We start from the raw sequence: 24,515 nt of genomic DNA on the forward strand, positions 1-24,515 counted from the left end.
TCATGGCTGTTCAGCAGAACAAAAAATCCCGTTCCGCTCGCGACATGCGTCGTTCGCACGACGCCCTCGAAGCGAACGCTCTGTCCGTGGAAAAGAGCACCGGTGAAGTTCACCTGCGCCACCACGTGTCGCCCGACGGTTTCTACCGCGGTCGCAAGGTGATCGACAAGGGGTCCGACGAGTAATCCTCGATCGAAACCGTCGTCGCGATCGATGCAATGGGCGGGGACTTCGGTCCCCGCTGCATTGTTCCTGCTGCAATAAGCGCTCTCGAGCGTTTCCCCGCGTTAAATCTTCTGCTCTGTGGTCAGCGCGACGCCCTGTCGGCCTGGTCCCCTCACGCTTCACTCGCCACTCGTCTGCAGTTCGAATACGTCGACTCCGCCGTCGGTCCCGATGAGCGGCCAGCCAGTGTCGTGCGCAGTCGTACCCGTACCTCCATGCATGCCGCCCTGGAAGCCGTCCAGCAGGGGCGCGCCCACGGCTGCCTGAGCGCCGGCAACACCGGCGCCTGGATGGCGCTGGCGCGGCTCATCCTGGGAACGCTGCCGGATATCGATCGACCCGCCATGATGTCGGCCTTACCTGGCAGGGGAACTCACCAGTCGCTGCTGCTCGACCTGGGTGCGAATCTCGATACCTCCGCCGAACAGCTGGTGCAGTTCGCCTACCTGGGCGCCGGCGCGGCCCAGGCGCGCGGTCTCGCCAGGCCGCGGGTCGCCTTGCTCAATGTCGGTCGCGAGCCGGGCAAGGGAACGCCGGTGATCCAGGAAGCGGCGCGGCGACTCGCTCAGAGCCAGGCCTTCGATTTCATCGGCTTCGTCGAGGGCAGCGATCTTTATGATGGCGTCGCTGACGTGGTGGTCTGCGACGGTTTCACCGGCAATGCGGTGCTCAAGTCCGGCGAGGCCCTGCTGCGCCTGGTGGTGGAGGGCTCCGGACGAGCCTCCTGGCTGGAACGTCGGCTGCTGCAGCCTTGGCTGGCCCGGCGTTTTCGCCACTGGGACCCGGAGCTGCGCAACGGGGCGAGCTTTCTGGGCTTGAACGCCGTGGTGGTGAAGAGCCACGGCGCAGCGAGCGAAGTCGGTCTCGTTCAGGCCATCGAGCGGGCGCTGCGCGATGTGGAGACTGATCTCCCGCGACGTATCCGGTTAAACTTGGCGGCCCTGAAAGCGGTGTGACCGACCGGTCGACACCGACATCTCAGTCTATCCGTGGCGGAACAGCGTTTTCGCCAGCAATGGACCCACAAGAGACCTGCCTATGTCTGCCTCTCTCGCTTTCGTCTTTCCCGGCCAGGGTTCCCAAGCCCTGGGCATGCTGGGCGAACTGGCCGCGCACCATGCGCTGATCGGCGAAACCTTCGCGGAAGCTTCCGCCGTGCTCGGCTACGATCTCTGGGCGCTGACCCAGCAGGGCCCGCAGGAGTCGCTCAATCGGACCGACCGTACCCAGCCCGCCATCCTGACTGCCTCCATCGCGCTGTGGCGGCTGTGGCTGGCCGAGGGGGGCGCCAAGCCTGCCTACGTCGCCGGCCATAGCCTGGGCGAGTACTCCGCGCTGGTCGCGGCGGGCAGCCTGCCGTTCGCCGACGCGGTACGCCTGGTGGCGCGTCGTGGTGAGCTGATGCAGCAGGCCGTGCCGGCCGGGCAGGGCGGCATGGCCGCCATCCTCGGCCTGGAAGATGCCCAGGTCCAGGCGGCCTGCGCCGAAGCCGCGCAGGGCGAAGTGGTGAGCGCCGTCAATTTCAATGCGCCGGGTCAGGTGGTGATTGCCGGTGCCGCGGCTGCCGTGGAGCGTGCCATCGAAGCCTGCAAGGCGCTGGGCGCCAAGCGCGCCGTCGCCCTGCCGGTGAGCGTGCCCTCCCACTGCGAACTGATGCGTCCGGCGGCCGAGCGCTTCGCCGAGGACGTGCGTGGCTGTACCTGGACTCAACCGGAGATTCCGGTGGTGCAGAACGTCAATGCCGGCGTGAACACCGACCTGGCCAGCCTGCAACAGGATCTGTTGGCCCAGCTGTACAGCCCGGTGCGCTGGGTCGAGTCCGTACAGTACCTGGCCGCCCAGGGCGTCACCCACCTGGTTGAGTGTGGCCCTGGCAAGGTGCTGGCCGGCCTGAACAAGAGATGCGTCAAGGGCGTGGAAACGCTGGCCCTGGACACCCCCGACGCCTTCGCCGCCGCGCGCGCGGCTTTTTGAATCGAGGAAAACGAGATGAGTCTGCAAGGTAAGGTCGCCCTGGTCACGGGCGCCACCCGTGGTATCGGTCAAGCCATCGCCCTGGAACTGGGTCGGCTCGGCGCCACCGTGATCGGCACCGCGACCAGCGAGGCGGGCGCCCAGCGCATCGCCGAGTCGCTCAAGGCCAACGGCATCGAAGGCACCGGGCTGGTGCTCAACGTGTCCGACAGCGCCTCCGTCGCGGCCGCCCTCGAGCAGGTCCAGGCGCAGTTCGGCGCGCCGTCGATCCTGGTCAACAATGCCGGTATCACCCGCGACAACCTGATGCTGCGGATGAAGGACGATGAGTGGTTCGATGTGATCGATACCAATCTCAACAGTCTGTTCCGCCTGTCCAAGGCCGTGCTCAAGGGCATGACCAAGGGCCGCTGGGGTCGCATCGTCAGCATCGGCTCGGTGGTTGGGGCCATGGGCAACGCCGGTCAGGCCAACTACGCTGCCGCCAAGGCCGGTCTCGAGGGCTTCACCCGGGCCTTGGCCCGCGAGGTGGGTTCGCGCAACATCACCGTCAACGCGGTGGCCCCTGGCTTCATCGACACCGACATGACCCGTGAGCTGCCGGAAGCCCAGCGCGAAGCGCTGTTGACCCAGATTCCTGCCGGTCGCCTCGGGCAGGCCGACGAAATCGCCAAGGTGGTCGGCTTCCTGGCGGGTGAGGGGGCGGCCTATGTGACTGGCGCCACGATCCCCGTGAACGGCGGAATGTACATGAGCTGACCGGCGTTACCCCCGCGCGGCTATTGCGCTAAGCTGGTAAACTGTCGGACCAGCAATGGCCGCGCATACGTCTTGATGTCGCGTCAGCTTGAAATACGGAAATCCCTTTCTATACACTTACGCGCAATCCGTTGTGCGGATTTTTCCTTTAGGAGTGAGAACACGGTATGAGCACCATCGAAGAACGCGTTAAGAAGATCGTCGCTGAGCAGCTCGGCGTGAAGGAAGAGGAAGTTACCAACAGCGCTTCCTTCGTCGAGGATCTGGGCGCCGACTCCCTTGACACCGTCGAACTGGTGATGGCTCTGGAAGAGGAATTCGAGACCGAAATCCCGGACGAGCAGGCTGAGAAGATCACCACCGTCCAGGAAGCTATCGACTACATCGTTGCTCACCAGCAATAAGTAGTCGCCAGTTTCGGACATAAAAAGCCGCACGTCCTGTAGGGCGTGCGGCTTTTCTTTAGGTCCAGGGTTCAACTCGTTGGAATCGGCTTTTTTCAAGAGGGGTGGCCGCCCCGGAAGGACAAGAGGAGTTGGGTGTGTCGCGTAGACGTGTCGTGATCACGGGTATGGGCATGGTATCGCCGCTTGGCGCGGACGTAGCCAGCAGCTGGGAAGGCATCCTTGCCGGCCGCAGTGGCATTGCGCCGATCGAGCATATGGACGTCTCTGCCTTCAGCACGCGGATCGGCGGATCGGTCAAGGGATTCGACGTGGAGCAGTATCTGTCCGCGAAGGAAGCCCGCAAGCTGGATCTGTTCATCCAATACGGTCTCGCTGCCAGCTTCCAGGCCATGCGTGACAGCGGCATCGAAGTCAACGAAGCCAATCGCGAACGCATCGGCGTCGCCATGGGTTCGGGCATCGGTGGCCTGACCAACATCGAGACGAATTGCCAGTCGCTGCTCGAACAGGGTCCACGCCGCATTTCTCCCTTTTTCGTACCGGGCTCCATCATCAACATGGTGTCCGGTTTCCTGTCGATCCACCTGGGTCTGCAGGGTCCCAACTATGCCATCGCCACCGCCTGTACCACGGCGACGCACTGCATCGGCATGGCTGCGCGCAACATCGCCTACGGTGAAGCCGATGTAATGGTGGCCGGCGGTTCGGAAATGGCGACCTCGGGGCTGGGGCTGGGGGGCTTCGGTGCCGCCCGCGCCCTGTCGACCCGCAATGACGATCCGACCCGCGCCAGCCGTCCCTGGGATCGCGACCGTGACGGTTTCGTGCTGTCCGACGGCGCCGGTGCCCTGGTGCTGGAAGAGTACGAGTACGCCAAGGCGCGTGGTGCCCGCATCTATGCCGAGCTGATCGGCTTCGGCATGAGCGCGGACGCCTTCCACATGACTGCACCGCCGGAAGACGGTGCCGGCGCTGCCCGCTGCATGAGAGCGACCCTCAAGGATGCCGGTATCGCGCCCGAAGCGGTCGACTATGTCAACGCCCACGGCACCTCCACGCCGGCGGGTGACCTGGCCGAAGTGGCTGCCCTCAAGCAGGTGTTCGGCGACCAGGCCAGACGCCTGAGCGTGAGCTCCACCAAGTCCATGACCGGTCACCTGCTGGGTGCCGCGGGTGCGGTGGAAGCCATCTTCACGGTGCTCGCCCTGCGCGACCAGGTGGCACCGCCCACCATCAACCTGGACAATCCCAGCGACGGCTGCGATCTGGACTTCGTGCCCCATGAGGCGCGGCAGCGGCCCATTGAAGTGGCCCTGTCCAACTCGTTCGGCTTTGGTGGCACCAACGGCAGTCTGGTGTTCCGGCGTTTCCACGCTTGATCCAGGACTGGCTCAACGGCCAGCCGCTGGGTGCCGGTCTGCAGCGCGACCGGGGTCTGGCCTATGGCGATGGGCTGTTCGAGACCATCGCTGTGTGCCGGGGCCAGCCCCGGCTGCTGGAGCGCCATCTGCAGCGGCTGGCCGCGGGATGCCAACGGCTGTGTATTCCCTGCGACATCGTCCAACTGGACGCCGAGATCCGCGCCTACGCGGCGCTGCTGGGGGAGGGCGTCGCCAAGTTGCTGCTCACCCGCGGTGATGGCTTGCGTGGTTACGCCCCGCCGGCCGAGCCCGAGGTGCGACGGCTGTTGCTGGCCTCGCCCGTGCCGGCCTATCCCGCGGCCCATGCGAACGAAGGCATCGCCCTCTATCCCTGCTCGACGCGCCTGGCCCATCAGCCGCTGCTGGCCGGGCTCAAGCACCTCAATCGGCTCGAACAGGTACTGGCCCGCGCCGAGTGGCGCGGTACCGGCTATGCCGAGGGTCTGATGCTGGACCAGGAGGGCCGACCGATCGAAGGCGTGTTCAGCAACCTGTTCCTGGTCCACGCCGGCCGGCTGCTGACTCCGGCGCTCGACCGCTGTGGCGTGGCTGGGGTGATGCGCGGTCTGATCCTGGACATCGCCGCTCGGGAAGGCCTCGGGGCCGAGATCCTGCCGGTCTCCCTGGACGATCTGGTACAGGCCGATGAAGTTTTCCTGTGCAACAGCCAGTTCGGTATCTGGCCCGTGCGCCGGTACGCAGCCGCGAACTGGTCCGTGGGGCCGCTGACCCGTAAACTGCAAGGTTCGATAAACGAGATTCTGGAATAGCCGATGCGCAAGGCGAGAGCTCTGCTGACGGCGTTGCTGGCAGTCGGCGGCCTGCTGGTGATCCTCGCCGGCTGGCGCCAACACCAGGCGCTGGTCCAGCCGCTGAAGGTCGAAGGCGAGCAATTGTTCGAGATCGGCAAGAGTGCCACTCCGGGCGGCAGCCTGCTGCGCCTGGAACAGGAGGGGGTCCTGAAGGGCGCCTTCTGGTTACGCCAATACTGGAACTTCAACCTCGCCGACCAGACGCTGCACAGCGGTGAGTATCGCCTGACGCCCGGTATGACGGTGCAGGATCTCTTGGCCCTGTGGCGCAAGGGCGAGGTCGTGCAATACGGCGTCACCCTGGTGGAAGGCTGGAATTTCCGCCAGGTCCGCGCCGCCCTGGCGCGGCAGCCCAAGCTGGAGCACGATACCGCCGACCTGGACGATGCCGCCCTGATGAAGCGCCTGGGCCTGGATGGCCAACACCCCGAGGGACGCTTCTTCCCCGACACCTATCGCTACGTGAAGGGCCAGCGCGAATCGGACTTGCTGCGCCAGGCCAACCAGCGCCTCCAGGCTGTGCTCGATAAGGAATGGCAGGAGCGTGATCCCGCGGTTCCCTACCAGGACGCCTACCAGGCCCTGATCATGGCCTCGCTGGTGGAGAAGGAAACCGGCGTACCCGAGGAGCGCGACGAGATCGCCGGAGTCTTCGTTCGCCGTCTGGCGGCCGGGATGCTGCTGCAGACCGATCCCACCGTGATCTATGGCATGGGCGAGCGCTACAATGGACGCATCACCCGCGCCGACCTGCGCGAACCGTCGCCCTACAATACCTATCTGAATGCGGGGTTGCCGCCCACGCCCATCGCCATGCCCGGGCGGGAAGCCATCCATGCCGCCCTGCATCCCAAGGACGGCGACAGCCTCTACTTCGTGGCCCGGGGCGATGGCAGCCACGTCTTTTCCAAGTCACTCGACGAGCACAATCAGGCGGTGCGTGACTTCCAGCTCAAGCGGCGCGCCGATTACCGCTCCAGTCCCGCGCCCCAGACGCCTGAAACCAAGGAAACGCCATGACGGGAAACGGCCTGTTCATCACCCTCGAAGGCCCTGAGGGCGCCGGCAAGAGTACCAACCGCGACTATCTGGCGGAGTTGCTGGGCGCTGCCGGGCGCGAGGTGGTCCTGACCCGCGAGCCCGGCGGTACGCCCCTGGCCGAGCGCATCCGCGAGATCCTGCTGGCCCCGGCCGCCGAACCCATGGCGGTGGATACCGAGCTGCTGCTGATGTTCGCCGCGCGGGCCCAGCACCTGGCCCAGGTCGTTCGTCCGGCGTTGGCGCGCGGTGCCCTGGTGCTGTGCGACCGCTTCGTCGATGCGACCTATGCCTATCAGGGCGGTGGTCGTGGCGTCCCCACGGCCCGTATCGCCACCCTGGAAGCCTTCGTGCTCGGCGATCTGCAACCCGACCTGACCCTGGTGTTCGATCTGCCGGTGGAGATCGGTCTGGCCCGGGCTGCCCGTCGTGGCGCCCTGGACCGCTTCGAGCAGGAGCAGCGGGCCTTCTTCGAGGCCGTGCGCCAGACCTACCTGGAGCGCGCCCAGGCGGTGCCGCAGCGCTATCGCATCATCGATGCCTCCCGCCCCCTGGCCGAGGTACAGGCCGATCTGCGGGCGCTGGTGGCGAACCTGGAGCCGACGCCCGGTGGCTAACGTCTATCCCTGGCAGGAGGAGCTCTGGGCGCGGATCTGGCCCCGGCGCCAGCATCCCCATGCCTATCTGTTGCACGGTCCGCGAGGCATCGGCAAGCGCGACCTGGCTGAACGCCTGGCCCAACTGCTGCTGTGTCAGTCACCGCAGGGCGCAGCGCCCTGTGGTCAATGCAAGGCCTGCGCACTGCTCAAGGCCGGCACCCATCCGGATTACTGCGTGATCCAGCCGGAAGAGGCCGAGAAGCCGATTCGGGTCGACCAGATTCGTGCGCTGGTGGACTTCGTCACCCAGACCGCGCAACTGGGCGGGCGCAAGCTGATCCTGCTGGAGCCGGTCGAGGCGATGAATCTCAACGCCGCCAACGCCCTGCTCAAGAGTCTGGAGGAGCCCTCGGGCGCCACCGTGCTGCTGCTGGTCAGTCACCAGCCGAGCCGGCTGCTGCCCACCGTGCGCAGCCGCTGCGTGCAGCAGGCCTGCCCCGTTCCGACGCGGGCGGCGAGTCTCGCCTGGCTGGCTGAACGCCTGCCGGAGCTCGATGAAGAGATACGCACGCAACTGCTCGTGCTGGCCGGCGGTTCGCCACTGGCGGCGCTACGCCTGCATGGCGAAGAGGTGCTCGCCCGGCGCGCCCTGGTGGTGGACGGGGTCAAGCGGCTGCTCAAGCGCCAGGCCGCGCCCAGTCAGTTGGCCGAGAGCTGGAACGCCGTGCCCCTGCCACTGCTGCTGGACTGGTTCTGCGAATGGACCCATGGCGTGCTGCGCCAGCAATGGGGTGGGGCGGATGCGGAAGCGGCGCCGGACATGGCCAAGGTGCTCGGCTATCTAGCGGAGAAGACCACGGCGACCGAGGTCCTGGCCGTACAGGAGTGGCTGCACGCCGAGCGGCAGAAGGTGCTGGGCAAAGCCAACCTCAACCGCGTATTGTTGCTGGAGTCGCTGTTGATCCGCTGGGCTGGCCTGGTGCCTGGCCGCTAGCGATCCGCTCGCCCGTATCGCCCGTCTCGAGAGAACTTCATGAGTTTGCCGCAGAACCTGAGTCCGCGTAATGGCATCCTGTCGCTCACCATCAAGGACAAGTCGGTGCTCTACGCCGCCTACATGCCCTTCATCCGCAACGGTGGCCTGTTCATCCCGACCGGCAAGACCTACAAGCTGGGCGACGAGGTCTTCATGTTGCTGAACCTGATGGACGAACCGGACAAGATCCCGGTCGCCGGCAAGGTGGTGTGGATCACGCCCAAGGGCGCTCAGGGCAATCGGGCGGCCGGTGTCGGCGTCCAGTTCAACGATGGCGACAACACGGCACGCAACAAGATAGAAACCTATCTGGCCGGCTCCCTGAAGTCGGACCGTCCCACCCATACCATGTGATCAGCCGCCGTCCCGTTCGGGGCGGGGACGTTCTCTGTGATTCAAGGCTAGTTTCCCGTGCATTTCGTCGACTCCCACTGTCACCTGGATCGACTCGATCTTTCCCTTCACGATGGCTCCCTGGACGCAGCGCTGGACGCAGCGCGCGCCCGTGGCGTCAGCCAGTTCCTCTGCATCGGCGTCGATGCCAACAACGCGCCCACCGTGCAGGCCCTGGCCGAGCGGTATGCCGATGTCCATTGCGCGGTGGGTATCCACCCGCTGGATGCCGCCCAGGGCAGCCCCATCGATCTCGACTGGCTGCTGGAGCGACTGGCTCATCCCCGCGTTGCCGCCATCGGCGAGACCGGACTCGACTACCACTACCAACCGGATACCGCCGAGATCCAGCAGCGCTCCTTCGCCCTGCACCTCGAAGCGGCTCGGCGCACGGCGCTGCCCCTGGTGATCCACACCCGCGAGGCGCGGGCCGATACCCTGGCGATGCTGGCCGCCGCCGAGCTACCTGGCGCCGGGGTACTGCACTGCTTCACCGAGGACTGGGCGACGGCTAAGGCGGCGCTGGACCTAGGCTTCTACATCTCCTTCTCGGGCATCCTGACCTTCCGCAACGCCGCCGAGTTGCGCGAGGTGGCGCGCCAGGTGCCGGCCGATCGCCTGCTGGTGGAAACGGATTCACCTTACCTGGCGCCCGTGCCGCATCGGGGCAAGGCCAACCTGCCGCAATTCGTGGTGGAGGTGGCCCAGTGTCTGGCCGACGTCCGCGGCGTCACCCTCGAGACCCTCGCCGAGCAGACCACCGCCAACTTTCGTCGGCTGTTTCCCCGCGCGTCGCTCTAGGCAAAAAAATGGCCCGGGTATCCTGGGATACCCGGGCCGGACCAACGGTTCACCTAGACGGAGAGCCGCCTCCCTGGCTCGCGCCGCGGGGGTCGGCGCGACCAGTCACCTGAGTATTGGTCAGCCTGGGCAAAGGTCCAGTCTTGACTGGACATTTTTTAAACAGTTTTGGAATAGCCCTGCCGCGACACTGGCTATCTCGTGCCTTTCGGCCCGTTCAGAAGCGGGCCAGGGCCCGGATCAGGTCCAGCGTCTGCTCCAGTACAGGCTCGCTGGTGTAGAAATGCGGCGACAGTCGGATGCCCGGTCCGCGCTGGGCGCAGATGACATCGGCGGTCTTCAGGCGCTCGAACAGCTGGCGGTTGTCCCAGCCTTCGAGGGAGAAGGTGAGGATGCCGGAGCGTCGTGCTTCGTCCACCGGCGAGTGCAGCACCGCGCCAGGCAGTGCGCGGATGTCGCTGTCCAGCAATTCGACCCGTGCTAGTAGCTCCTGGCCTATCTGGGTCATGCCGGCATCTTCCAGCAGCGACAGGCTGGCCTCCAGCGCCACCGCTCCAAGCATGTTGGGGCTGCCGCATTCGAAGCGCATGGCCGTCTTCGCCGGTTGCCAGTCGCGCTGGCTGTAGTCACCGGCGTTATCCAGCATGTGCCAGCCGTATTCGTGCAACTGCAGTTGTTCGCGCAGGTCGGCGCGGCAGTAGAAGACGCCCAGCCCTTCCGGGCCGAGCATCCACTTGTGGCCGTCGGCCATGGCGAAGGCGCAGTTGCAGGCCTGGACGTCGAAGGGCAGGGCACCCAGCTGCTGGATGGCGTCGACGCACAGCAGCACGCCCCTGGCCTCGCAGCCCTGGCCAAGGGCGGGCAGGTCCAGGCGCAGGCCGCTGGCGTATTGCACGGCGCTGATGGCCATCAGGCGGGTCCGCGGGCCGCAGGCCGCCAGCAGGTTGGCTTCGGGCGTTTCCCCCAGGGTGACCTCCACCACCTCGACGCCGAAGCGCGCCAGGGCCTCCCAGACGATCCGGTTGGACGGGAATTCCTCGTCGCTGATCACCACCTGGTCGCCGCTCTGCCAGTCCAGGCCGAAGGCGACGAAGGAGAGCGCTTCGGAGGTATTCTTCACCAGGGCGATGTCGCTGCTCGCCGGGGCATTGAGCAGGCGTGTCAGGCGCTCGCGCAGGCGCTGTTCCAGCCCAAGCCAGGTCGGATAGTTGCGCGCGCCGTACTGGCAGTTCTCGGCGGCGAACTCGGTGACGGCCTGGGCCGCGCGCTTGGGCCAGGGCGCCACGGCCGCATGATTGAGGTAGCGCATGGCATACGCCTGGGGGAACTCGTGCTTCCAGGAAGACATTGACTCGATCCGTACAATCTGGGTGTGATGGGGCATAATAAGGGGCGCGCCGGCGCTGTTCACCGATCCCGTCGGTCGAGCTCGCCCAAGGTGTGACGAAGTGCCGGTAAGCCGAGGGGTAGCCGGTGGTTCGAGGCCCTATCCCTTTGAAAACAACAAGTGGGCTGCTATGCAGAAAGAATCCCGCAAGGTCCGCGAGTTCCGTCGCCGTGAGCAGGAAATTCTCGATACCGCGCTGCAACTCTTCCTCAGTGAAGGTGAAGACAGCGTCACCGTCGAAATGATCGCCGAGGCCGTCGGCATCGGCAAAGGTACCATCTACAAGCACTTCAACTCGAAGGCCGAGATCTATCTGCGGCTGATGCTGGATTACGAAAGGGACCTGGCCGAGCTGTTCCAGTCGGACAACGTCGCCCGTGATCGCGAGGCGCTCTCCCGCGCCTATTTCGAGTTCCGCATGAGCGATCCGCAGCGCTACCGGCTGTTCGACCGGCTCGAGGAAAAGGTGGTCAAGACGCGCCAGGTGCCCGAGTTGGTCGAGCAACTGCATAGCATCCGTACCTCCAACTTCCAGCGGCTGACCAGCCTGATCGAAGGGCGAATCGACGAAGGCAAGCTGGAAGACGTGCCCCCCTATTTCCACTACTGCGCCGCCTGGGCGCTGGTGCACGGCGCCGTGGCCCTTTACCATTCGCCCTTCTGGCGCGACGTGCTGGAGGATCAGGAAGGTTTTTTCCAGTTCCTCATGGACATCGGCGTGCGCATGGGCAACCGCCGCAAGCGAGACGTCGAAACGCCTGTCCGATCCTAGTGTGGTGTTTCAGAAGTTCGCGCAAGAATTGGCGAGTGATTTTTGGGTCCTGGCTAGGCGCCGAGACGAGTCATAGCAGGGCTATGGCGAGGAGTGGCAACACCGCCAGGGCCGAAAAAGCGCCGCCAAAATTGTGTAGATAACTTCTGAAACACCGCACTAGGCTCTATACGAAAAAGTCGCCGAGCGAAGGTCAGGCGAGGCGAAAAAGGCTGAGGAAGCGGATCGGACCCGCGCTCGGGTTTACAAGCGGTAAATGAGCATTCCGAAGCCTTTTTCAACGACGCATCACTGAGCGCAGACACTTTTCGTGCAGAGCCAGGGTCCGATAGAGGCGAGGGACGCCGATCAATCCCTTTTCTCTCGTAGCAGTGGAGTCCCCAACGATGATCGTCGACCGCCAGGGTAGGGCGTTTCGCAACCTGCGGATCAGCCTCACGGCGGCCTGCAACTATGCCTGTACGTATTGCGTGCCCAACGGCAAGCGACTGGTGGCCGCGCAGGACGAACTCAGCGCCGAAACCATGGCCCGTGGCGTGGAATACCTCATCGATGCCGCGGGCATCGAGCGTCTACGCATCACCGGCGGCGAGCCCCTGGTAACGCCGCGCCTGGAGCCCTTTCTCGCCCGCGTTTCCCAGCTCGGTCTCAAGGACATCAGCCTGACCACCAACGGCCAGTTGCTGCCGCGCAAGCTGGACTTCCTCATCGACCATGGCATCCGCCGGCTGAACGTGTCCTTGGACACCCTCGACGCCGAGGCCTTCCCGCGCCTGGCGCGCGGTGGCGATCTGGCGACGGTGCTGGCCGGCCTCGAGGCGGCCCATGCCGCCGGCCTGAAGATCAAGCTCAACATGGTGCCGCTGCGCGGGCAGAATCTCGACCAGGTCCTGCCGTTGCTGGACTATTGCCTGGAACGTGGCTTCGAACTCAGGTTCATCGAGCTGATGCGCATGGGACACCTGGCGAAGGATCCCAGGACCTTCAACAACCAGCTGGTGCCCCTGGCCGAGTTGCTGGACATCATCGGTTCGCGCCATGCCTATGTGCAGGCCGATGCGCCCGTGGATTCCACCGCCCTGCGCTACCGCGTGGAAGGCGGTGGTCACTTCGGCATCATCGCCAACGAGAGCGTACCCTTTTGCCGTACCTGCTCGCGGCTGCGCCTGTCGTCCACCGGCTGGCTGCACGGCTGCCTGTCGTCGAGCAACCGCCACTACGTCGGCGACCTGCTGGACAAGCCGCGCCACCTGGCCCTGCCAGCGCTGCAGCGGCTGTTGGTCAAGGCACTTGGCGACAAGCAGGAGGTGGCCTTTTCCGGTGGGGTGACGGTGATGAAGATCATCGGTGGCTGATAGCTGGCGCGAAAGCTGCTAAGGCCCCTGTATTGACGGCATCTTGGCGCCGGACAGGGGCTCTGTTTCCATGGTTAATCTGCGTTTGCTGGTCATCTCCACCGTGCTGGCCTGTCTGGGCGGCTGCATGAACGTCAGCGACATGGCGTCGGGCGTCGAGTATCACCTGCGCGATGCCGGACTGCTCGATCACAGCAGGACCCAGCGGCTGAACAACTTTCGGCTGCAGGCCGACTCCTACATCTATATAGCCCAAGGTGCCTTCGTCCCCATCGGGCACCCCTACGCCCGTCCGAACGTGGTGGCAGAGGAGGCCTTCAAGGGCTTCGTGGAGTACTTTCCGCGGGTGAGACGGGCGGACAAGCCCGAGGGCTTCGACGACGCCATGGCCAAGGCGCGGCAACTGGGCGCCCATTACCTGCTCTATACCCGTTTCGCCGGCGCGGACGACCGCATCGGTACCTGGGAAGAGTTCGAGGACCAGGACGACATCGGCCGGGTAGGTCGCGATCGCAGTTCGGTGCAGATGATGTTGGTGGAGGTCGCCACCTTCCGTCTGGTGGATACGGCCAGTATTCGCAGCCGTGGCGGCTTCTTGACGTTCTATGACGAGCGCCCGGAAGAACTGTTCGGACCAGCGTTCAACGAATACGCCCAACGCCTCCTGGGGTTGAGCGGTCGCTAGTGTGGTGTTTCAGACGTTAACTGCACAATTTTGGCGGCGCTTTTTTTGCCCGGGCGGCGTTGCCACTCCTCGCCATAGCCCTGCCATGACTCGTCGCGGCGCCTGGCCCGAGCAAAAAAATCACTCGCCAATTCTTGCGCGAACTTCTGAAACACCACCCTAGAGGAGAAGAGTGTGAGCCAGGTTGACGTGACACGGAATCTGCTGGCGCAATTGCCAGCCACCGGAGAGGGTCGCCTGCCGCCCGTGGAGCTCTGGCATCCGCCGTTCTGTGGCGACATCGACATGCGCATCGCCCGCGACGGAACCTGGTATCACCAGGGTACGCCCATCACCCGGCCGGCCATGGTGCGACTGTTCTCCACCATCCTGCGCCGTGATCCCGAGCGCTACGTGCTGGTGACGCCAGTGGAGTGCGTGGGCATCCAGGTGGAAGACGTGCCCTTCATCGCCGTGGACGTCGAATGGCGTGGCAGCGGTGTCGAGCAGACCCTGGATTTCCTCACCAATGTGGGCGACCGGATTGCCGCCGGTGCCGAGCATCCGCTGCGCTTCGAGACACACGATGACCAGCCGGCGCCCTATCTGCGGGTGCGCGGCGGGCTGGACGCGCGGCTCAACCGGGCGGTCTTCTACCGGTTGATGGACAGGGTCGAGCAGGGTTCCCATGAGGGGCAGGCCTGGCTCGGCCTCTGGAGTCGCGGCGTCTTCTTTCCCGTCGCGCCTGCCGAATGAAAAAAGGCCCGAGGGAGCATGCCGGCCCCTTTTCATGAAACACCAGCTGGACCTTTAGCGCTCATATCGCGGCCATGGCGGTCCGCCGATGCGGCCGCTCCTACAGGTACATACATCATGCCTGTGTAGGAGCGGCCCATGGCCGCGATAACATTCCTTGAGCCAGATCCCTGCTTCACCGTTGCACTCCGACATCCCAGGTGAAGGCTTGACTGATCGGCATTACCTCGAGGGGCCTTTGGGGTGGCTTACATATTGGGGTAGTTGGGTCCGCCGCTGCCCTCGGGTGCCACCCAGGTGATGTTCTGCGCCGGGTCCTTGATGTCGCAGGTCTTGCAGTGCACGCAGTTCTGGGCATTGATCTGGAAGCGCGGCTCGCCGCCGTCGCGGACCACCTCGTAGACCCCGGCCGGGCAATAGCGCTGGGCGGGTTCGTCGTACAGCGGCAGGTTCTGGGCGATGGGGATCGAAGGGGCCCTGAGCTTCAGGTGAACCGGCTGGTCTTCCTCGTGGTTGGTGTTGGAGAGGAACACCGAGGACAGCTTGTCGAAGCTCAGCTTGCCATCCGGCTTGGGATAGGCGATGCGCGGCGCCTCGTCGGCCTTCTTCAGGCAGGTATGGTCCATGCGCCGGTCGTGCAGGGTGAAGGGCAGGGCGCCACCCAGCAGGTTGTGTTCGACGAAGGCGAAGGCCGGGCCGAGCAGCGGACCGAACTTGTGCATGGCCGGGCCGAAGTTGCGGCTGGCATGGAGTTCTTCCTGCAGCCAACTGCCCTTGAAGCCATCGACGTAGCCCTGGAGTTCGTCACCTTCGCGCCCGGCCGCCAGGGCGGCGACGATGGCGTCGGCGGCGAGCATGCCGGACTTCATCGCCGTGTGGCTGCCCTTGATCTTGGCCGGATTGAGGGTGCCCAGGTCGCAGCCGATCAGGGCGCCACCGGGGAAGACCATTTTCGGCAGGGAATTCAGGCCACCCTTGACCAGGGCGCGGGCACCGTAGGACACGCGCTTGCCGCCTTCCAGGTACCGGGCCACCACCGGGTGGTGCTTGTAGCGCTGGAATTCGTCGTAGGGCGAGAGGTGCGGATTGCTGTAGGCCAGGTCGACGATCAGACCGACCACTACCTGGTTGTCTTCCAGGTGATAGAGGAAGGAACCGCCCGGGTTCTCCTTGTCCAGCGGCCAGCCGGAGGTATGGATCACCAGGCCCTGCTCGTGCTTGGCCGGATCGATCTCCCACAGCTCCTTGATGCCGATGCCGTAGTGCTGCGGATCGGCGCCCTCGCCGAGCTTGAATCTCTGGCCCAGCTGCTTGCCCAGGTGGCCACGGCAGCCTTCGGCGAAGAGGGTGTACTTGCCGCGCAGTTCCATGCCGGGGGTGTAGACCCCTTCCTTGGGCTGGCCTTCACGATCCACGCCGAGGTCACCGGTGATGATGCCGCGCACCACGCCCTGGTCATCGATCAGCGGCTCCTGGGCGGCGAAACCCGGATAGATCTCCACGCCGAGGGCTTCGGCCTGCTGGCCCAGCCAGCGGCAGAGGTTGCCCAGGGAGATGATGTAGTTGCCCTCGTTGTGCATCGGCTTGGGCACGAAGAAGTTGGGCACCTTGGTGGCCTGACGTTCGTCCTTTAGCAGGTAGATGTCGTCACGCTTGACCGGGGTGTTCAGGGGCGCGCCCAGTTCCTTCCAGTTGGGAAAGAGCTCGTCCAGGGCACGGGGCTCGAAGACCGCCCCGGAGAGGATATGGGCACCGACCTCGGAGCCTTTCTCGACCACGCAGACGCTGATCTCCTGGCCGTTCTCGGCGGCCTGCTGCTTGAGGCGACAGGCCGCGGACAGGCCCGCGGGGCCGGCCCCGACGATCACCACGTCGAATTCCATGTATTCGCGTTCCACGGCTCACTTCTCCTCAGGCAAAACTCACGATCTGGTTATGTATGTGGGGGCGCAACAAAAGACTTCATTATATCCAGCATGCTCCCTGGCACCCATTCAAACGTTTGTTTAAATTTTCTGCAAGCCTGTTAGACTCGGTAGCACCGGCCCCTGACGGACTGTCGCGTTGACCCCTGCTGCCGTGGAGGTCAACATAGGAAGAATTTGCAACAAGGTGTGGGCCGACAGGGGTCGTGTCCAACGCAAGGCCGCCTTGGCGTCCTGTTTATTCACCAGAATAAATCGAGGGATTCATGAAGGTTCTCGTAGCTGTCAAACGCGTGGTGGACTACAACGTCAAGGTCCGCGTCAAGGCCGACCAGACCGGTGTCGACCTGGCCAACGTCAAGATGTCCATGAACCCCTTCTGCGAGATCGCCGTGGAAGAAGCGGTGCGCCTGAAGGAAAAGGGTATCGCCAGCGAGATCGTGGTGGTGACCGCCGGTCCCGCCCAGGCGCAGGAGCAGCTGCGTACCGCGCTGGCCCTGGGCGCCGATCGCGCCGTGCTGATCGACACCGGCACTGCCGAGCTGTCCTCGCTGACCACCGCCAAGCTGCTCAAGGCCGTGGTGGACAAGGAACAGCCGCAGTTGGTGATCCTCGGCAAGCAGGCCATCGACAGTGACAACAACCAGACCGGCCAGATGCTGGCCGCCCTGACCGGTTTCGCCCAGGGTACCTTCGCCTCCAAGGTGGAGCAGGCCGGTGACGGCCTCAACGTGACCCGCGAGATCGACGGCGGCCTGCAGACCGTTTCGCTCAAGCTGCCGGCGGTGGTGACCACCGACCTGCGTCTCAACGAGCCGCGCTACGCCTCGCTGCCCAACATCATGAAGGCCAAGAAGAAGCCGCTGGAAACCCTGACCCCCGATGCCCTGGGCGTGGCGGTGCAAGCCTCCTACGAGGTGGTCAAGGTGGAAGCCCCGGCGGGTCGCCAGGCCGGCATCAAGGTCAAGTCCGTGGCCGAACTGGTCGAAAAACTCAAGAACGAAGCGAAGGTGATCTGATGGCCATTCTCGTCATTGCCGACCACGACAACGCCAACCTCTTCGGCGCTACCCTGAACACCGTCGCCGCGGCCCAGGCCATCGGCGGCGACATCCATGTACTGGTCGCCGGCCAGAACGCCCAGCCGGTCGCCGACGCCGCCGCCAAGCTCGCCGGCGTCGGCAAGGTGCTGCTGGCCGACAACGCCGCCTATGCCCACCAACTGCCGGAAAACGTCGCACCGCTGGTGGTCGAGCTGGCCGCCAACTACAGCCACGTGCTGGCCGCTGCCAGCACCAATGGCAAGAACTTCCTGCCACGCGTCGCCGCCCTGCTGGACGTCGACCAGATCTCCGAGATCATCGCCGTCGAATCCGCCGACACCTTCAAGCGGCCGATCTATGCCGGCAACGCCATCGCCACCGTGCGCTCCACGGCACCGATCAAGGTGATCACCGTGCGCGCCACCGGTTTCGATCCGGTCGCCGCCGAGGGCGGTTCCGCTGCCATCGAGGCCGTGGGCCTGGTCAAGGATGCCGGCATCTCCAGCTTCGTCGGCGAAGAGCTGGCCAAGTCCGACCGTCCTGAGCTGGGCGCCGCCAAGGTGGTGGTCTCCGGTGGTCGCGGTCTGCAGAACGGTGACAACTTCAAGATTCTCTACGCCCTGGCCGACAAGCTGGGCGCGGCGGTGGGTGCCTCGCGCGCTGCGGTGGACGCCGGCTTCGTGCCCAACGACATGCAGGTCGGCCAGACCGGCAAGATCGTTGCGCCGCAGCTGTACATCGCCGTGGGCATCTCCGGCGCCATCCAGCATCTGGCGGGCATGAAGGACTCCAAGGTGATCGTCGCCATCAACAAGGACGAGGAGGCGCCGATCTTCCAGGTGGCCGACTATGGCCTGGTAGGCGATCTCTTCGAGCTGGTTCCGGAACTGGAAAAGGCCATCTAAGGCTCCCAGGTCTGCGCAAGAGCCCGCCACCCGGCGGGCTTTTTCATGGGCGCGACGAACGGCGGGCCAGGACGGATGGTGTCAGTGTCCAGGCCGCCGACGCCTTGTCGTTTTTGGACATTGCCCGCGCCGGAACGGACGCGCTAAGGTCAGGCCCATCTGTACCGGTTCACTTCACAAGTAGTCTGCTACTGTTGCGCCTCGTCCAGGAAGACGCCCCATGACCAACCTGTTGCTCTATCAGCGTATCGCCCAGCAATTGGCGAACGACATCCGCAAGGGTGTTTACAAGCCCGGCGAGCGAGTGCCTTCGGTACGCAAGCTGAGTCAGCAACTGGGGGTGAGCCATGCCAGCGTCCTGCAGGCCTACGCCACCCTGGAAGACCAGGGGCTGATCCGCGCCCGGCCGCAGTCCGGTTTCTATGTGCACCAGACACCGGCCCTGACCGCACCGACACCGGACATCGCCACGGTGGAGCGGCCCAGTCTGGTGACCCGCGCCGGCATCATCAACCAGGTGCTGGCCGAATCGCGTCGTGAAGGGGTGGTGCCCCTGGGCATGGCGGTGCCCCAGACCGATTACCTGCCCCTGAGGGCGTTGCACCAGCAACTGTCCAAGGTCACCCGCTTCCAGGCCCGCGCGGCCTTCTCCTATCTGCACAGCCCCGGCTTCGAACCCCTGCGCCGCCAGGTGGCGATCCGCCTGCGTGATGCCGGCGTGGTGGTAGGCCCTGAAGAGGTGGTGATCACCCATGGCTGTGTGGATGCCCTGCAGATGTCGCTGCGGGTGCTGACCAAGCCGGGCGATCTGATCGCCACCGAATCGCCGTCCTACTACGGCCTGCTGCAGCTGGCCGAGGTGCTGGGTCTCAAGGTGATCGAGATCCCCTGCGATCCCGAGACCGGCCTCAGTGTCGAAGCGCTGCAGCTGGCGGCCAGTCAGTGGCCGGTCAAGGCGCTGGTGGTGACGGCCCGGCTGAGCAATCCCATGGGCAGCAGCATGCCGGAGGCACGGCAGAAGCAGCTGCTCAAGCTGGCCACCGAACGCAACATCGCCATCATCGAAGACGACATCTATGGCGAGCTGACCTACGAGAGCGGCTCCAAGGCGCTCAAGGCCCTCGATAAGCAGGGGCGCGTCATCTACTGCTCGAGCTTTTCCAAGACCCTGTCGCCCGGGGTCCGCATCGGCTGGGTGGTGGCCGGCCCCTACCAGGACGACATTCGGCGGCTGCAGACCTTCACCACCCACTCGGCCTGCAGCGTGACCCAGATGGGGGTCTCCGCCTACCTGGAGAATGGCGGCTACGACCGCCACCTGAGGGCCATCCGCCAGGAATACCGGCGCAACATGACGGCCTTCCAGCTGGCCATCCAGGAACACTTCCCGGAAGGGACCCAGATGAGCCGACCCGGTGGCGGCTTCGTCCTCTGGGTCAGCCTGCCGGTGCGGGTGGATACCCGGCTGCTGCACCAGCGCGCCCTCGACCAGGGGGTGAGCATCGCGCCGGGGATGATCTTCAGCAACACCGATCAGTTCAACCACTGCATCCGTCTCAATTGTGGCCTGCCCTGGGGACGTGACGCCCAGCGGGCGCTGATGACGTTGGGCCTGCTCGCCCGTCAGCTCTGCCAGGAAACCCTGGCCGCCTAGCGGCGTCCCTGGAACCCGCCGAGAAGCGCTGGGTCGGTTGTAGGGACTGATCCTGCCGTTGCTCGCCAGGTGGCGAGCACGGCCCTGGCTGGTGGTGGACCCTATGCGCGGATATCTGGCTGCGGTAGCGATGACGGCGATCCTGTTACTGCCCGGCTGCGATGGCGATTCCCCGCCGCCTGCAGCCAAGGCACCGGCCACTCCGGTGTCGCCGGTCGCCAAGGCGCCGCCTGTGGCGAGCGAGAGCTCCACCAGCGCCGCGGAATTGCGCGCCCTGCGCCTGGACCCGCTGCCCGCCAGGGCCTTGGTCCTGCCGGAGCCGCCGCCGAGGAAAAAGGACCTGGCGAAGAATACCCAGTTGAAAAAGCCCGCGCCGGCCAAGGAAGCCCCGGTGATCCAGCGACCGCTGGATTTGAGTGTGCCTGGCGATCTCGACAAGCCTCAGGCCCTGACCTCCCACCGTGCCGCGGGCCATGCCGGGCAGACGGTGGCCGAGTCAGGTCTGCTGCCGCAGCTGTTTCGCAGTGAAGACGACCCCGGTCGCTTCCAGCTGGGCGGGCGGGTCATCAGTCGCGATCGCAGCGACGACTTCGAGGGGGCCGAGGTGGAGCTGCGCTTCCGGCGCTGAGTGGGGCCGCTGCTGAAACCGTTCTCGGAACTTCATCGGCCCCGCGCTTGCCGACAGTTCAGGTGGCGGACATGTCGTCCGCCTGGCTTCGGGAGCGTTCCATGCCCAGTGCGACAGGCAAGATTCGTTATGCGGTGGTAGGCGGTGGTTGGATTTCCCAGGGTGCCTTCATGCCTGGGGTCGGCCAGACCAGCAATTCCGAGATGACCGCCCTGGTCACCGGCGATCCTGTCAAGGCGCGGGACCTGGCCGCCAAGTACGGTCTCAAGAGTTATACCTACGAAGAGTTTCCGACGCTGCTGTCGTCAGGCGAGATCGATGCGATCTATCTGGCGACGCCCAATTTCCGCCATCTGGAATTCGCCGTGCCGGCGCTGGACGCGGGCATCCATGTGCTGCTGGAAAAGCCGATGGCGATCAGCGAGGACGAGTGCCAGGCGATCAAGGCCGCGGCGGAGCGCTCCGGCGCCAAGTTGATGATCGCCTACCGCCTGCATTGCGAGCCGGGCACGGTGGCGATGATCGAGCGGGTGCGCAACGGCGAGATCGGTGATCCGCGCTTGTTCACCTCCACCTTCGTCCAGCCCCTCGACACCGCCAACCATCGCGCCCAGCACGGTTTCTGGGCGGGGCCGGTCACCGACATGGGGCCTTATCCGCTCAATGCCGTGCGCGGGCTGTTCGGCGACGAGCCCAGCGAGGTCAGTGCCGTGGGTGCGCGGACACCTGGGCGTGACGTCACCACCTGGGATGCCGTGACCGTGACCCTGAGGTTTCCGCAGGAGCGGCTGGCCACGTTCACCGTCAGCTTCAGCGGCCCCAACACCGAGCGCTTCCAGCTGGTGGGCAGCAAGGGCGAGATCGAGGCGTCGCCGTGCTTCGGCTTCGGTGAAGGCGTCGCCATCGGCTATCGCCTGACGGTGGACGGCGAGACCAGTGAGCACAAGGCGCCGGTGGTCGATCATTTCGGCGGCGAGACGGCCTACTTCTCCGACTGCATCCTCCAGGATCGTCGGCCGGAGATGGATGGCGACGAGGGGTGGCGTGACGTGCGGGTGCTGGCGGCCATCGAACGGGCCTTGGAGAGCGGTGAGACCCAGCGCCTCGAGCCGCTACCCAAGCGCCAGGGGCCGACTCGCGAACAGGCGCGCAGCCTGCCGCTGGCCAAGGTGCCGGAGTACGTCAATACCAAGGAGCCGCTGGAGTCCTGAGAGCCTGTTCATAATCTTGCGAGCTAGAGCCAAACAAGGCCTAGGCGGCCCCGGGAAAATAGCTGAGGAAGCGGATCGGACCCGCGCTCGGGTTTACGAGTGGTAAATGAGCATTGCGACGGGGCCGCCCAGGCGGGGCTGGCGATCCAGGCCATTTTCAACGCGGTTTGGCCGACGCGCAGCGGATTTTGAACAGTCTCTGAGGCGACGAGGCCCTGCGGCACCGATGTGCGGCAGGGCCTCGCTCACGAAGCCAGGATAGGCGCTCAGCGATCCTGCGCTTCCTTGGCGTCCATCTCGGCATTGCGCTGCCGAATCTTGGCTTTCTGTTCCTCGGTCAGGGGCACCTTGCGGGCGGTGTCCTTGAGCATGAATAGGCCGCCGACCACGGAGCCGATGGCGACCAGCAGGATCAACCAGGCATACCAGGGCATCTGTCTTCTCCTTGAGTGGCTATGGTCGTTCGACCACAGGAGAGCTTATCAGTGCGCCTGGCAGGAGGCGTTAGCGCGTTTGAGCCAGGCGGCGTAACCCAGGTCGTAGAGCCAGTTGAACGCCAGGGTGTAGGGCAGGAAGAACAGGATCAGCCCCAGGTCCAGCAGCAGGGCCTGCCACAGGCCGATGGACAGCCACCAGGCGGCCAGCGGTACCAGCACCACGATCAGCCCCGCTTCGAAGGCGAGCGCATGCAGCAGACGCACCCCTAGCCCACGGTCGAAGCCAAGGCGCTGCTGCAGGCGGTCGAAAGCCAGGTTGAACATCAGGTTCCAGATCATGGCAATGGCGGAAAAGGCCGCGGTGAGCAGACCCATGTGCGCCAGGGAACGGTCCAGCAGCCAGGCCAGGGTCGGGGCGCAGAGCAGAATGGCGATACCTTCGAACAACACGGCATGCAGCAGACGGGCACTGGCGGGACGCTGGGTCAGATGGATGGACATGAAAGCTTCTCCCTTGGTGGACAGGCTTTCAGTCTCATCGGTTAAGCTAGGGAGATCAAAGTGGTATCCATAGGCTAGGCCGATATGTATCCCAATGCCGAGGCCCTCGAGGCCTTCGTCGAAGCCGCCGCGACGGGTTCCTTCAGTGCGGCAGCGCGGATGCTGGGCAAGCGCCAGTCCAGCATCAGCGAGAGCATCGCCCGGCTGGAGGATGAGCTGGGGGTGGTGCTGTTCGACCGCCAGGGGCGCTATCCCGTGCTCACGGCTGCCGGCGAGCAACTGCTGGACCAGGCCCGCGCAGTGCTTTCGGCTCATGATCGCCTGGCTAATCGCGCCACCCAGCTGGCGGCTGGCGTGGAGCCACGGCTGACCCTGGTAATCTCCGATACCTACCAGCCCACGCGTTACGAGGCCCTGCTGACGGAGCTGGACCAGCGCTATCCGGATCTCGAATTCGAGTGCCTGATCGCCGAGGATGCCGATGTGCTCAGCCTGGTGCAGTGGCGGGCCAACCTGGGCCTGCTGGCCGCCCAGCCGCCCTATCCGGCGGACATCGAGGCGGCTACCCTGGACGGCCTGGTGACGCTGGGACTTTACGTAGCGAAGGATCATCCGCTGGCCGGGTGCCAGGGGCTCACCCAGGCTGATCTCGCGCCCTATCGGCTGTTGCGCCTGAGTACCGTGACGGAGGCGCCGCCGCCGGCCTGCCGACTGCCGGATACCCGCGGACGCTGCTGGTCGGCGCCCGACTACCTGCTGCTGCTGGAAATGGGCGTGCAGGGCTTCGGCTGGGCGGAGCTGCCGCATTGGCTGGTGGCGGGCTACGGCCAGGGGCGACTGGCGGAACTGGTCGTGCCCGGCTGGCCGCAACAGGTGGCGGTGGATGTGGTCTGGTCGCGTCGGCGCCCGCTGGGCCCGGCGGGCAATTGGCTACGCGAACGCCTGCTCAAGCCCGGTTGAGGCACGGGTAGAGCGTTGCGCCGAGACCCTGGCGGGCGGCCGACCAGTGCCCGCGCCGCGCTTTTCTGCGAAAATGCCGGCCTTTGCCGTTTTGCCGAGAGCCCCCATGTCCGCCTGCCCGTCTCCGATCATCGTCGCCCTGGATTTCCCCTCGTCGTCCGCCGCCCTGGCGCTGGCCGACCGGCTCGACCCCGCCACCTGCCGGGTCAAGGTGGGCAAGGAGCTGTTCACCGCCAGCGCCGCCGGTGTGGTCGAGGCCCTGCGCGCGCGTGGTTTCGAAGTCTTCCTCGATCTCAAATTCCACGACATCCCCAATACCACCGCCATGGCGGTGAAGGCCGCGGCGGAAATGGGCGTCTGGATGGTCAACGTCCACTGTTCGGGTGGCCTGCGCATGATGACCGCCTGTCGCGAGACCCTGGAGGCCTTGAGCGTTCCCAAACCGCTGCTGATCGGCGTGACCGTGCTGACCAGCATGGAGCGCGAGGACCTGGCCGACATCGGTCTGGACGTCGATCCCCAGGAGCAGGTGCTGCGCCTGGCCGGTCTGGCGGCTCGCGCCGGCCTGGACGGCCTGGTCTGCTCGGCCCAAGAGGCACCGGCGCTCAAGGCCGCGCAGCCCGGGCTGCAACTGGTCACCCCCGGCATCCGTCCGGCCGGCAGCGCCCTCGACGACCAGCGTCGCATCCTCACCCCCCGCGAGGCCCTCGACGCCGGCTCCGACTACCTGGTGATCGGCCGTCCCATCGCCCGCGCCGCCGATCCGGCCCGCGCCGTGGAAGACATCCTCGCCACCCTGAAATAAGCGTTAAACCTCCGGCGCGAGGCTGCCGGCAGCAGGTGCTGCTATTC

27 protein-coding genes are annotated in these 24,515 nt (G+C 65.4%); 23 read left to right on the forward strand and 4 right to left on the reverse strand.

The window, feature by feature from the left end; all coding sequences use genetic code 11:
• The first annotated feature begins 2 nt into the window (after nucleotides 1–2).
• The 12 genes from rpmF (at nucleotide 3) to AR540_RS04750 (ending at nucleotide 9,465) form a co-directional block, all read left to right on the forward strand.
• The gene (gene rpmF, locus AR540_RS04695; protein WP_007160601.1) at nucleotides 3–185 is read left to right on the forward strand and encodes a 50S ribosomal protein L32; all 183 of its coding nucleotides are present in this window, start codon (nucleotides 3–5) and stop codon (nucleotides 183–185) included.
• Nucleotides 186–191: 6 nt separating this feature from the next.
• The gene (plsX, locus tag AR540_RS04700; protein ID WP_442963765.1) at nucleotides 192–1,181 is read left to right on the forward strand and encodes a phosphate acyltransferase PlsX; all 990 of its coding nucleotides are present in this window, start codon (nucleotides 192–194) and stop codon (nucleotides 1,179–1,181) included.
• Between the two features lie 82 nt (nucleotides 1,182–1,263).
• A complete protein-coding gene (gene fabD / locus AR540_RS04705; protein WP_059226674.1) occupies nucleotides 1,264–2,199 on the forward strand; it encodes an ACP S-malonyltransferase in 936 nt (311 codons plus the stop codon).
• A gap of 15 nt (nucleotides 2,200–2,214) precedes the next feature.
• On the forward strand, nucleotides 2,215–2,958 hold the full coding sequence (gene fabG / locus AR540_RS04710; protein ID WP_059226675.1) for a 3-oxoacyl-ACP reductase FabG: 744 nt from the start codon (nucleotides 2,215–2,217) through the stop codon (nucleotides 2,956–2,958).
• A 167-nt stretch (nucleotides 2,959–3,125) separates the two neighbouring features.
• Complete coding sequence (gene acpP, locus AR540_RS04715) at nucleotides 3,126–3,362, forward strand: acyl carrier protein (protein ID WP_007160597.1); 237 nt, start codon at nucleotides 3,126–3,128, stop codon at nucleotides 3,360–3,362.
• A gap of 137 nt (nucleotides 3,363–3,499) precedes the next feature.
• On the forward strand, nucleotides 3,500–4,744 hold the full coding sequence (fabF, locus tag AR540_RS04720; protein ID WP_082706910.1) for a beta-ketoacyl-ACP synthase II: 1,245 nt from the start codon (nucleotides 3,500–3,502) through the stop codon (nucleotides 4,742–4,744).
• Nucleotides 4,744–5,556 carry an aminodeoxychorismate lyase gene (pabC, locus tag AR540_RS04725; protein WP_177339202.1) on the forward strand — a complete coding sequence of 271 codons (813 nt, stop codon included), beginning with the start codon at nucleotides 4,744–4,746 and terminating at the stop codon, nucleotides 5,554–5,556. The genes fabF and pabC overlap by 1 nt, the downstream gene beginning before the upstream one ends.
• A gap of 3 nt (nucleotides 5,557–5,559) precedes the next feature.
• Nucleotides 5,560–6,618: an endolytic transglycosylase MltG gene (gene mltG / locus AR540_RS04730; RefSeq protein ID WP_059226677.1), complete on the forward strand. Its 1,059-nt coding sequence runs from the start codon at nucleotides 5,560–5,562 to the stop codon at nucleotides 6,616–6,618.
• The gene (gene tmk, locus AR540_RS04735; RefSeq protein ID WP_059226678.1) at nucleotides 6,615–7,253 is read left to right on the forward strand and encodes a dTMP kinase; all 639 of its coding nucleotides are present in this window, start codon (nucleotides 6,615–6,617) and stop codon (nucleotides 7,251–7,253) included. The genes mltG and tmk overlap by 4 nt, the downstream gene beginning before the upstream one ends.
• Nucleotides 7,246–8,229, forward strand: coding sequence for a DNA polymerase III subunit delta' (locus tag AR540_RS04740; RefSeq protein WP_059226679.1), 984 nt, complete (start codon nucleotides 7,246–7,248; stop codon nucleotides 8,227–8,229). Before tmk ends, AR540_RS04740 begins: the two co-directional genes overlap by 8 nt.
• Before the next feature lie 39 nt (nucleotides 8,230–8,268).
• A complete protein-coding gene (locus tag AR540_RS04745) occupies nucleotides 8,269–8,625 on the forward strand; it encodes a PilZ domain-containing protein (protein ID WP_059226680.1) in 357 nt (118 codons plus the stop codon).
• A gap of 57 nt (nucleotides 8,626–8,682) precedes the next feature.
• Nucleotides 8,683–9,465 carry a TatD family hydrolase gene (locus AR540_RS04750; protein WP_059226681.1) on the forward strand — a complete coding sequence of 261 codons (783 nt, stop codon included), beginning with the start codon at nucleotides 8,683–8,685 and terminating at the stop codon, nucleotides 9,463–9,465.
• 217 nt (nucleotides 9,466–9,682) lie between these two features.
• On the opposite strand, the gene AR540_RS04755 is transcribed toward AR540_RS04750, so the two are convergent.
• Nucleotides 9,683–10,813, reverse strand: a complete 1,131-nt coding sequence (locus AR540_RS04755; protein WP_059226682.1) for an aminotransferase class V-fold PLP-dependent enzyme — start codon at nucleotides 10,811–10,813, stop codon at nucleotides 9,683–9,685.
• Nucleotides 10,814–10,982: 169 nt separating this feature from the next.
• Between AR540_RS04755 and AR540_RS04760 the strand changes: the two genes are divergently transcribed.
• The 4 genes from AR540_RS04760 to AR540_RS04775 all read left to right on the forward strand — a co-directional run bounded on the left by AR540_RS04760 (nucleotide 10,983) and on the right by AR540_RS04775 (nucleotide 14,399).
• Nucleotides 10,983–11,624 carry a TetR/AcrR family transcriptional regulator gene (locus AR540_RS04760; RefSeq protein ID WP_058764584.1) on the forward strand — a complete coding sequence of 214 codons (642 nt, stop codon included), beginning with the start codon at nucleotides 10,983–10,985 and terminating at the stop codon, nucleotides 11,622–11,624.
• A 386-nt stretch (nucleotides 11,625–12,010) separates the two neighbouring features.
• A complete protein-coding gene (locus AR540_RS04765) occupies nucleotides 12,011–12,979 on the forward strand; it encodes a GTP 3',8-cyclase MoaA (protein ID WP_059226683.1) in 969 nt (322 codons plus the stop codon).
• 70 nt (nucleotides 12,980–13,049) lie between these two features.
• Entirely contained in the window at nucleotides 13,050–13,664 is a 615-nt protein-coding gene (locus AR540_RS04770) for a DUF4823 domain-containing protein (protein WP_153014167.1), read from the forward strand.
• Nucleotides 13,665–13,838: 174 nt separating this feature from the next.
• Nucleotides 13,839–14,399, forward strand: a complete 561-nt coding sequence (locus tag AR540_RS04775) for a DUF1285 domain-containing protein (RefSeq protein WP_059226684.1) — start codon at nucleotides 13,839–13,841, stop codon at nucleotides 14,397–14,399.
• Between the two features lie 248 nt (nucleotides 14,400–14,647).
• Here the strand turns inward: AR540_RS04775 and AR540_RS04780 are convergent, their stop codons facing one another.
• Nucleotides 14,648–16,297, reverse strand: a complete 1,650-nt coding sequence (locus AR540_RS04780; RefSeq protein ID WP_059226685.1) for an electron transfer flavoprotein-ubiquinone oxidoreductase — start codon at nucleotides 16,295–16,297, stop codon at nucleotides 14,648–14,650.
• Between the two features lie 293 nt (nucleotides 16,298–16,590).
• Between AR540_RS04780 and AR540_RS04785 the strand changes: the two genes are divergently transcribed.
• From AR540_RS04785 to AR540_RS04805, 5 genes are all read left to right on the forward strand, one after another.
• Nucleotides 16,591–17,343 carry an electron transfer flavoprotein subunit beta/FixA family protein gene (locus AR540_RS04785; protein WP_059226686.1) on the forward strand — a complete coding sequence of 251 codons (753 nt, stop codon included), beginning with the start codon at nucleotides 16,591–16,593 and terminating at the stop codon, nucleotides 17,341–17,343.
• Nucleotides 17,343–18,272: an electron transfer flavoprotein subunit alpha/FixB family protein gene (locus AR540_RS04790; protein WP_059226687.1), complete on the forward strand. Its 930-nt coding sequence runs from the start codon at nucleotides 17,343–17,345 to the stop codon at nucleotides 18,270–18,272. Before AR540_RS04785 ends, AR540_RS04790 begins: the two co-directional genes overlap by 1 nt.
• A gap of 220 nt (nucleotides 18,273–18,492) precedes the next feature.
• Entirely contained in the window at nucleotides 18,493–19,926 is a 1,434-nt protein-coding gene (locus AR540_RS04795) for an aminotransferase-like domain-containing protein (RefSeq protein WP_059226688.1), read from the forward strand.
• A gap of 103 nt (nucleotides 19,927–20,029) precedes the next feature.
• Complete coding sequence (locus tag AR540_RS04800) at nucleotides 20,030–20,554, forward strand: hypothetical protein (protein ID WP_236712005.1); 525 nt, start codon at nucleotides 20,030–20,032, stop codon at nucleotides 20,552–20,554.
• 101 nt (nucleotides 20,555–20,655) lie between these two features.
• Nucleotides 20,656–21,765, forward strand: coding sequence for a Gfo/Idh/MocA family protein (locus AR540_RS04805; protein WP_059226689.1), 1,110 nt, complete (start codon nucleotides 20,656–20,658; stop codon nucleotides 21,763–21,765).
• A gap of 266 nt (nucleotides 21,766–22,031) precedes the next feature.
• On the opposite strand, the gene AR540_RS24370 is transcribed toward AR540_RS04805, so the two are convergent.
• Together AR540_RS24370 and AR540_RS04810 are read right to left on the reverse strand one after the other, a co-directional pair.
• On the reverse strand, nucleotides 22,032–22,199 hold the full coding sequence (locus AR540_RS24370) for a DUF2897 family protein (RefSeq protein WP_065242503.1): 168 nt from the start codon (nucleotides 22,197–22,199) through the stop codon (nucleotides 22,032–22,034).
• A gap of 48 nt (nucleotides 22,200–22,247) precedes the next feature.
• A complete protein-coding gene (locus tag AR540_RS04810) occupies nucleotides 22,248–22,703 on the reverse strand; it encodes a multidrug/biocide efflux PACE transporter (RefSeq protein WP_059226690.1) in 456 nt (151 codons plus the stop codon).
• A gap of 84 nt (nucleotides 22,704–22,787) precedes the next feature.
• Between AR540_RS04810 and AR540_RS04815 the strand changes: the two genes are divergently transcribed.
• Together AR540_RS04815 and pyrF are read left to right on the forward strand one after the other, a co-directional pair.
• Entirely contained in the window at nucleotides 22,788–23,663 is an 876-nt protein-coding gene (locus tag AR540_RS04815) for a LysR family transcriptional regulator (protein ID WP_059226691.1), read from the forward strand.
• A 106-nt stretch (nucleotides 23,664–23,769) separates the two neighbouring features.
• On the forward strand, nucleotides 23,770–24,468 hold the full coding sequence (pyrF, locus tag AR540_RS04820) for an orotidine-5'-phosphate decarboxylase (protein WP_059226692.1): 699 nt from the start codon (nucleotides 23,770–23,772) through the stop codon (nucleotides 24,466–24,468).
• The last annotated feature ends 47 nt before the right edge of the window (nucleotides 24,469–24,515 follow it).

The organism is Pseudomonas sp. EpS/L25 (genome assembly GCF_001512295.1).
Taxonomy (GTDB): Bacteria; Pseudomonadota; Gammaproteobacteria; order Pseudomonadales; family Pseudomonadaceae; genus Chryseomonas.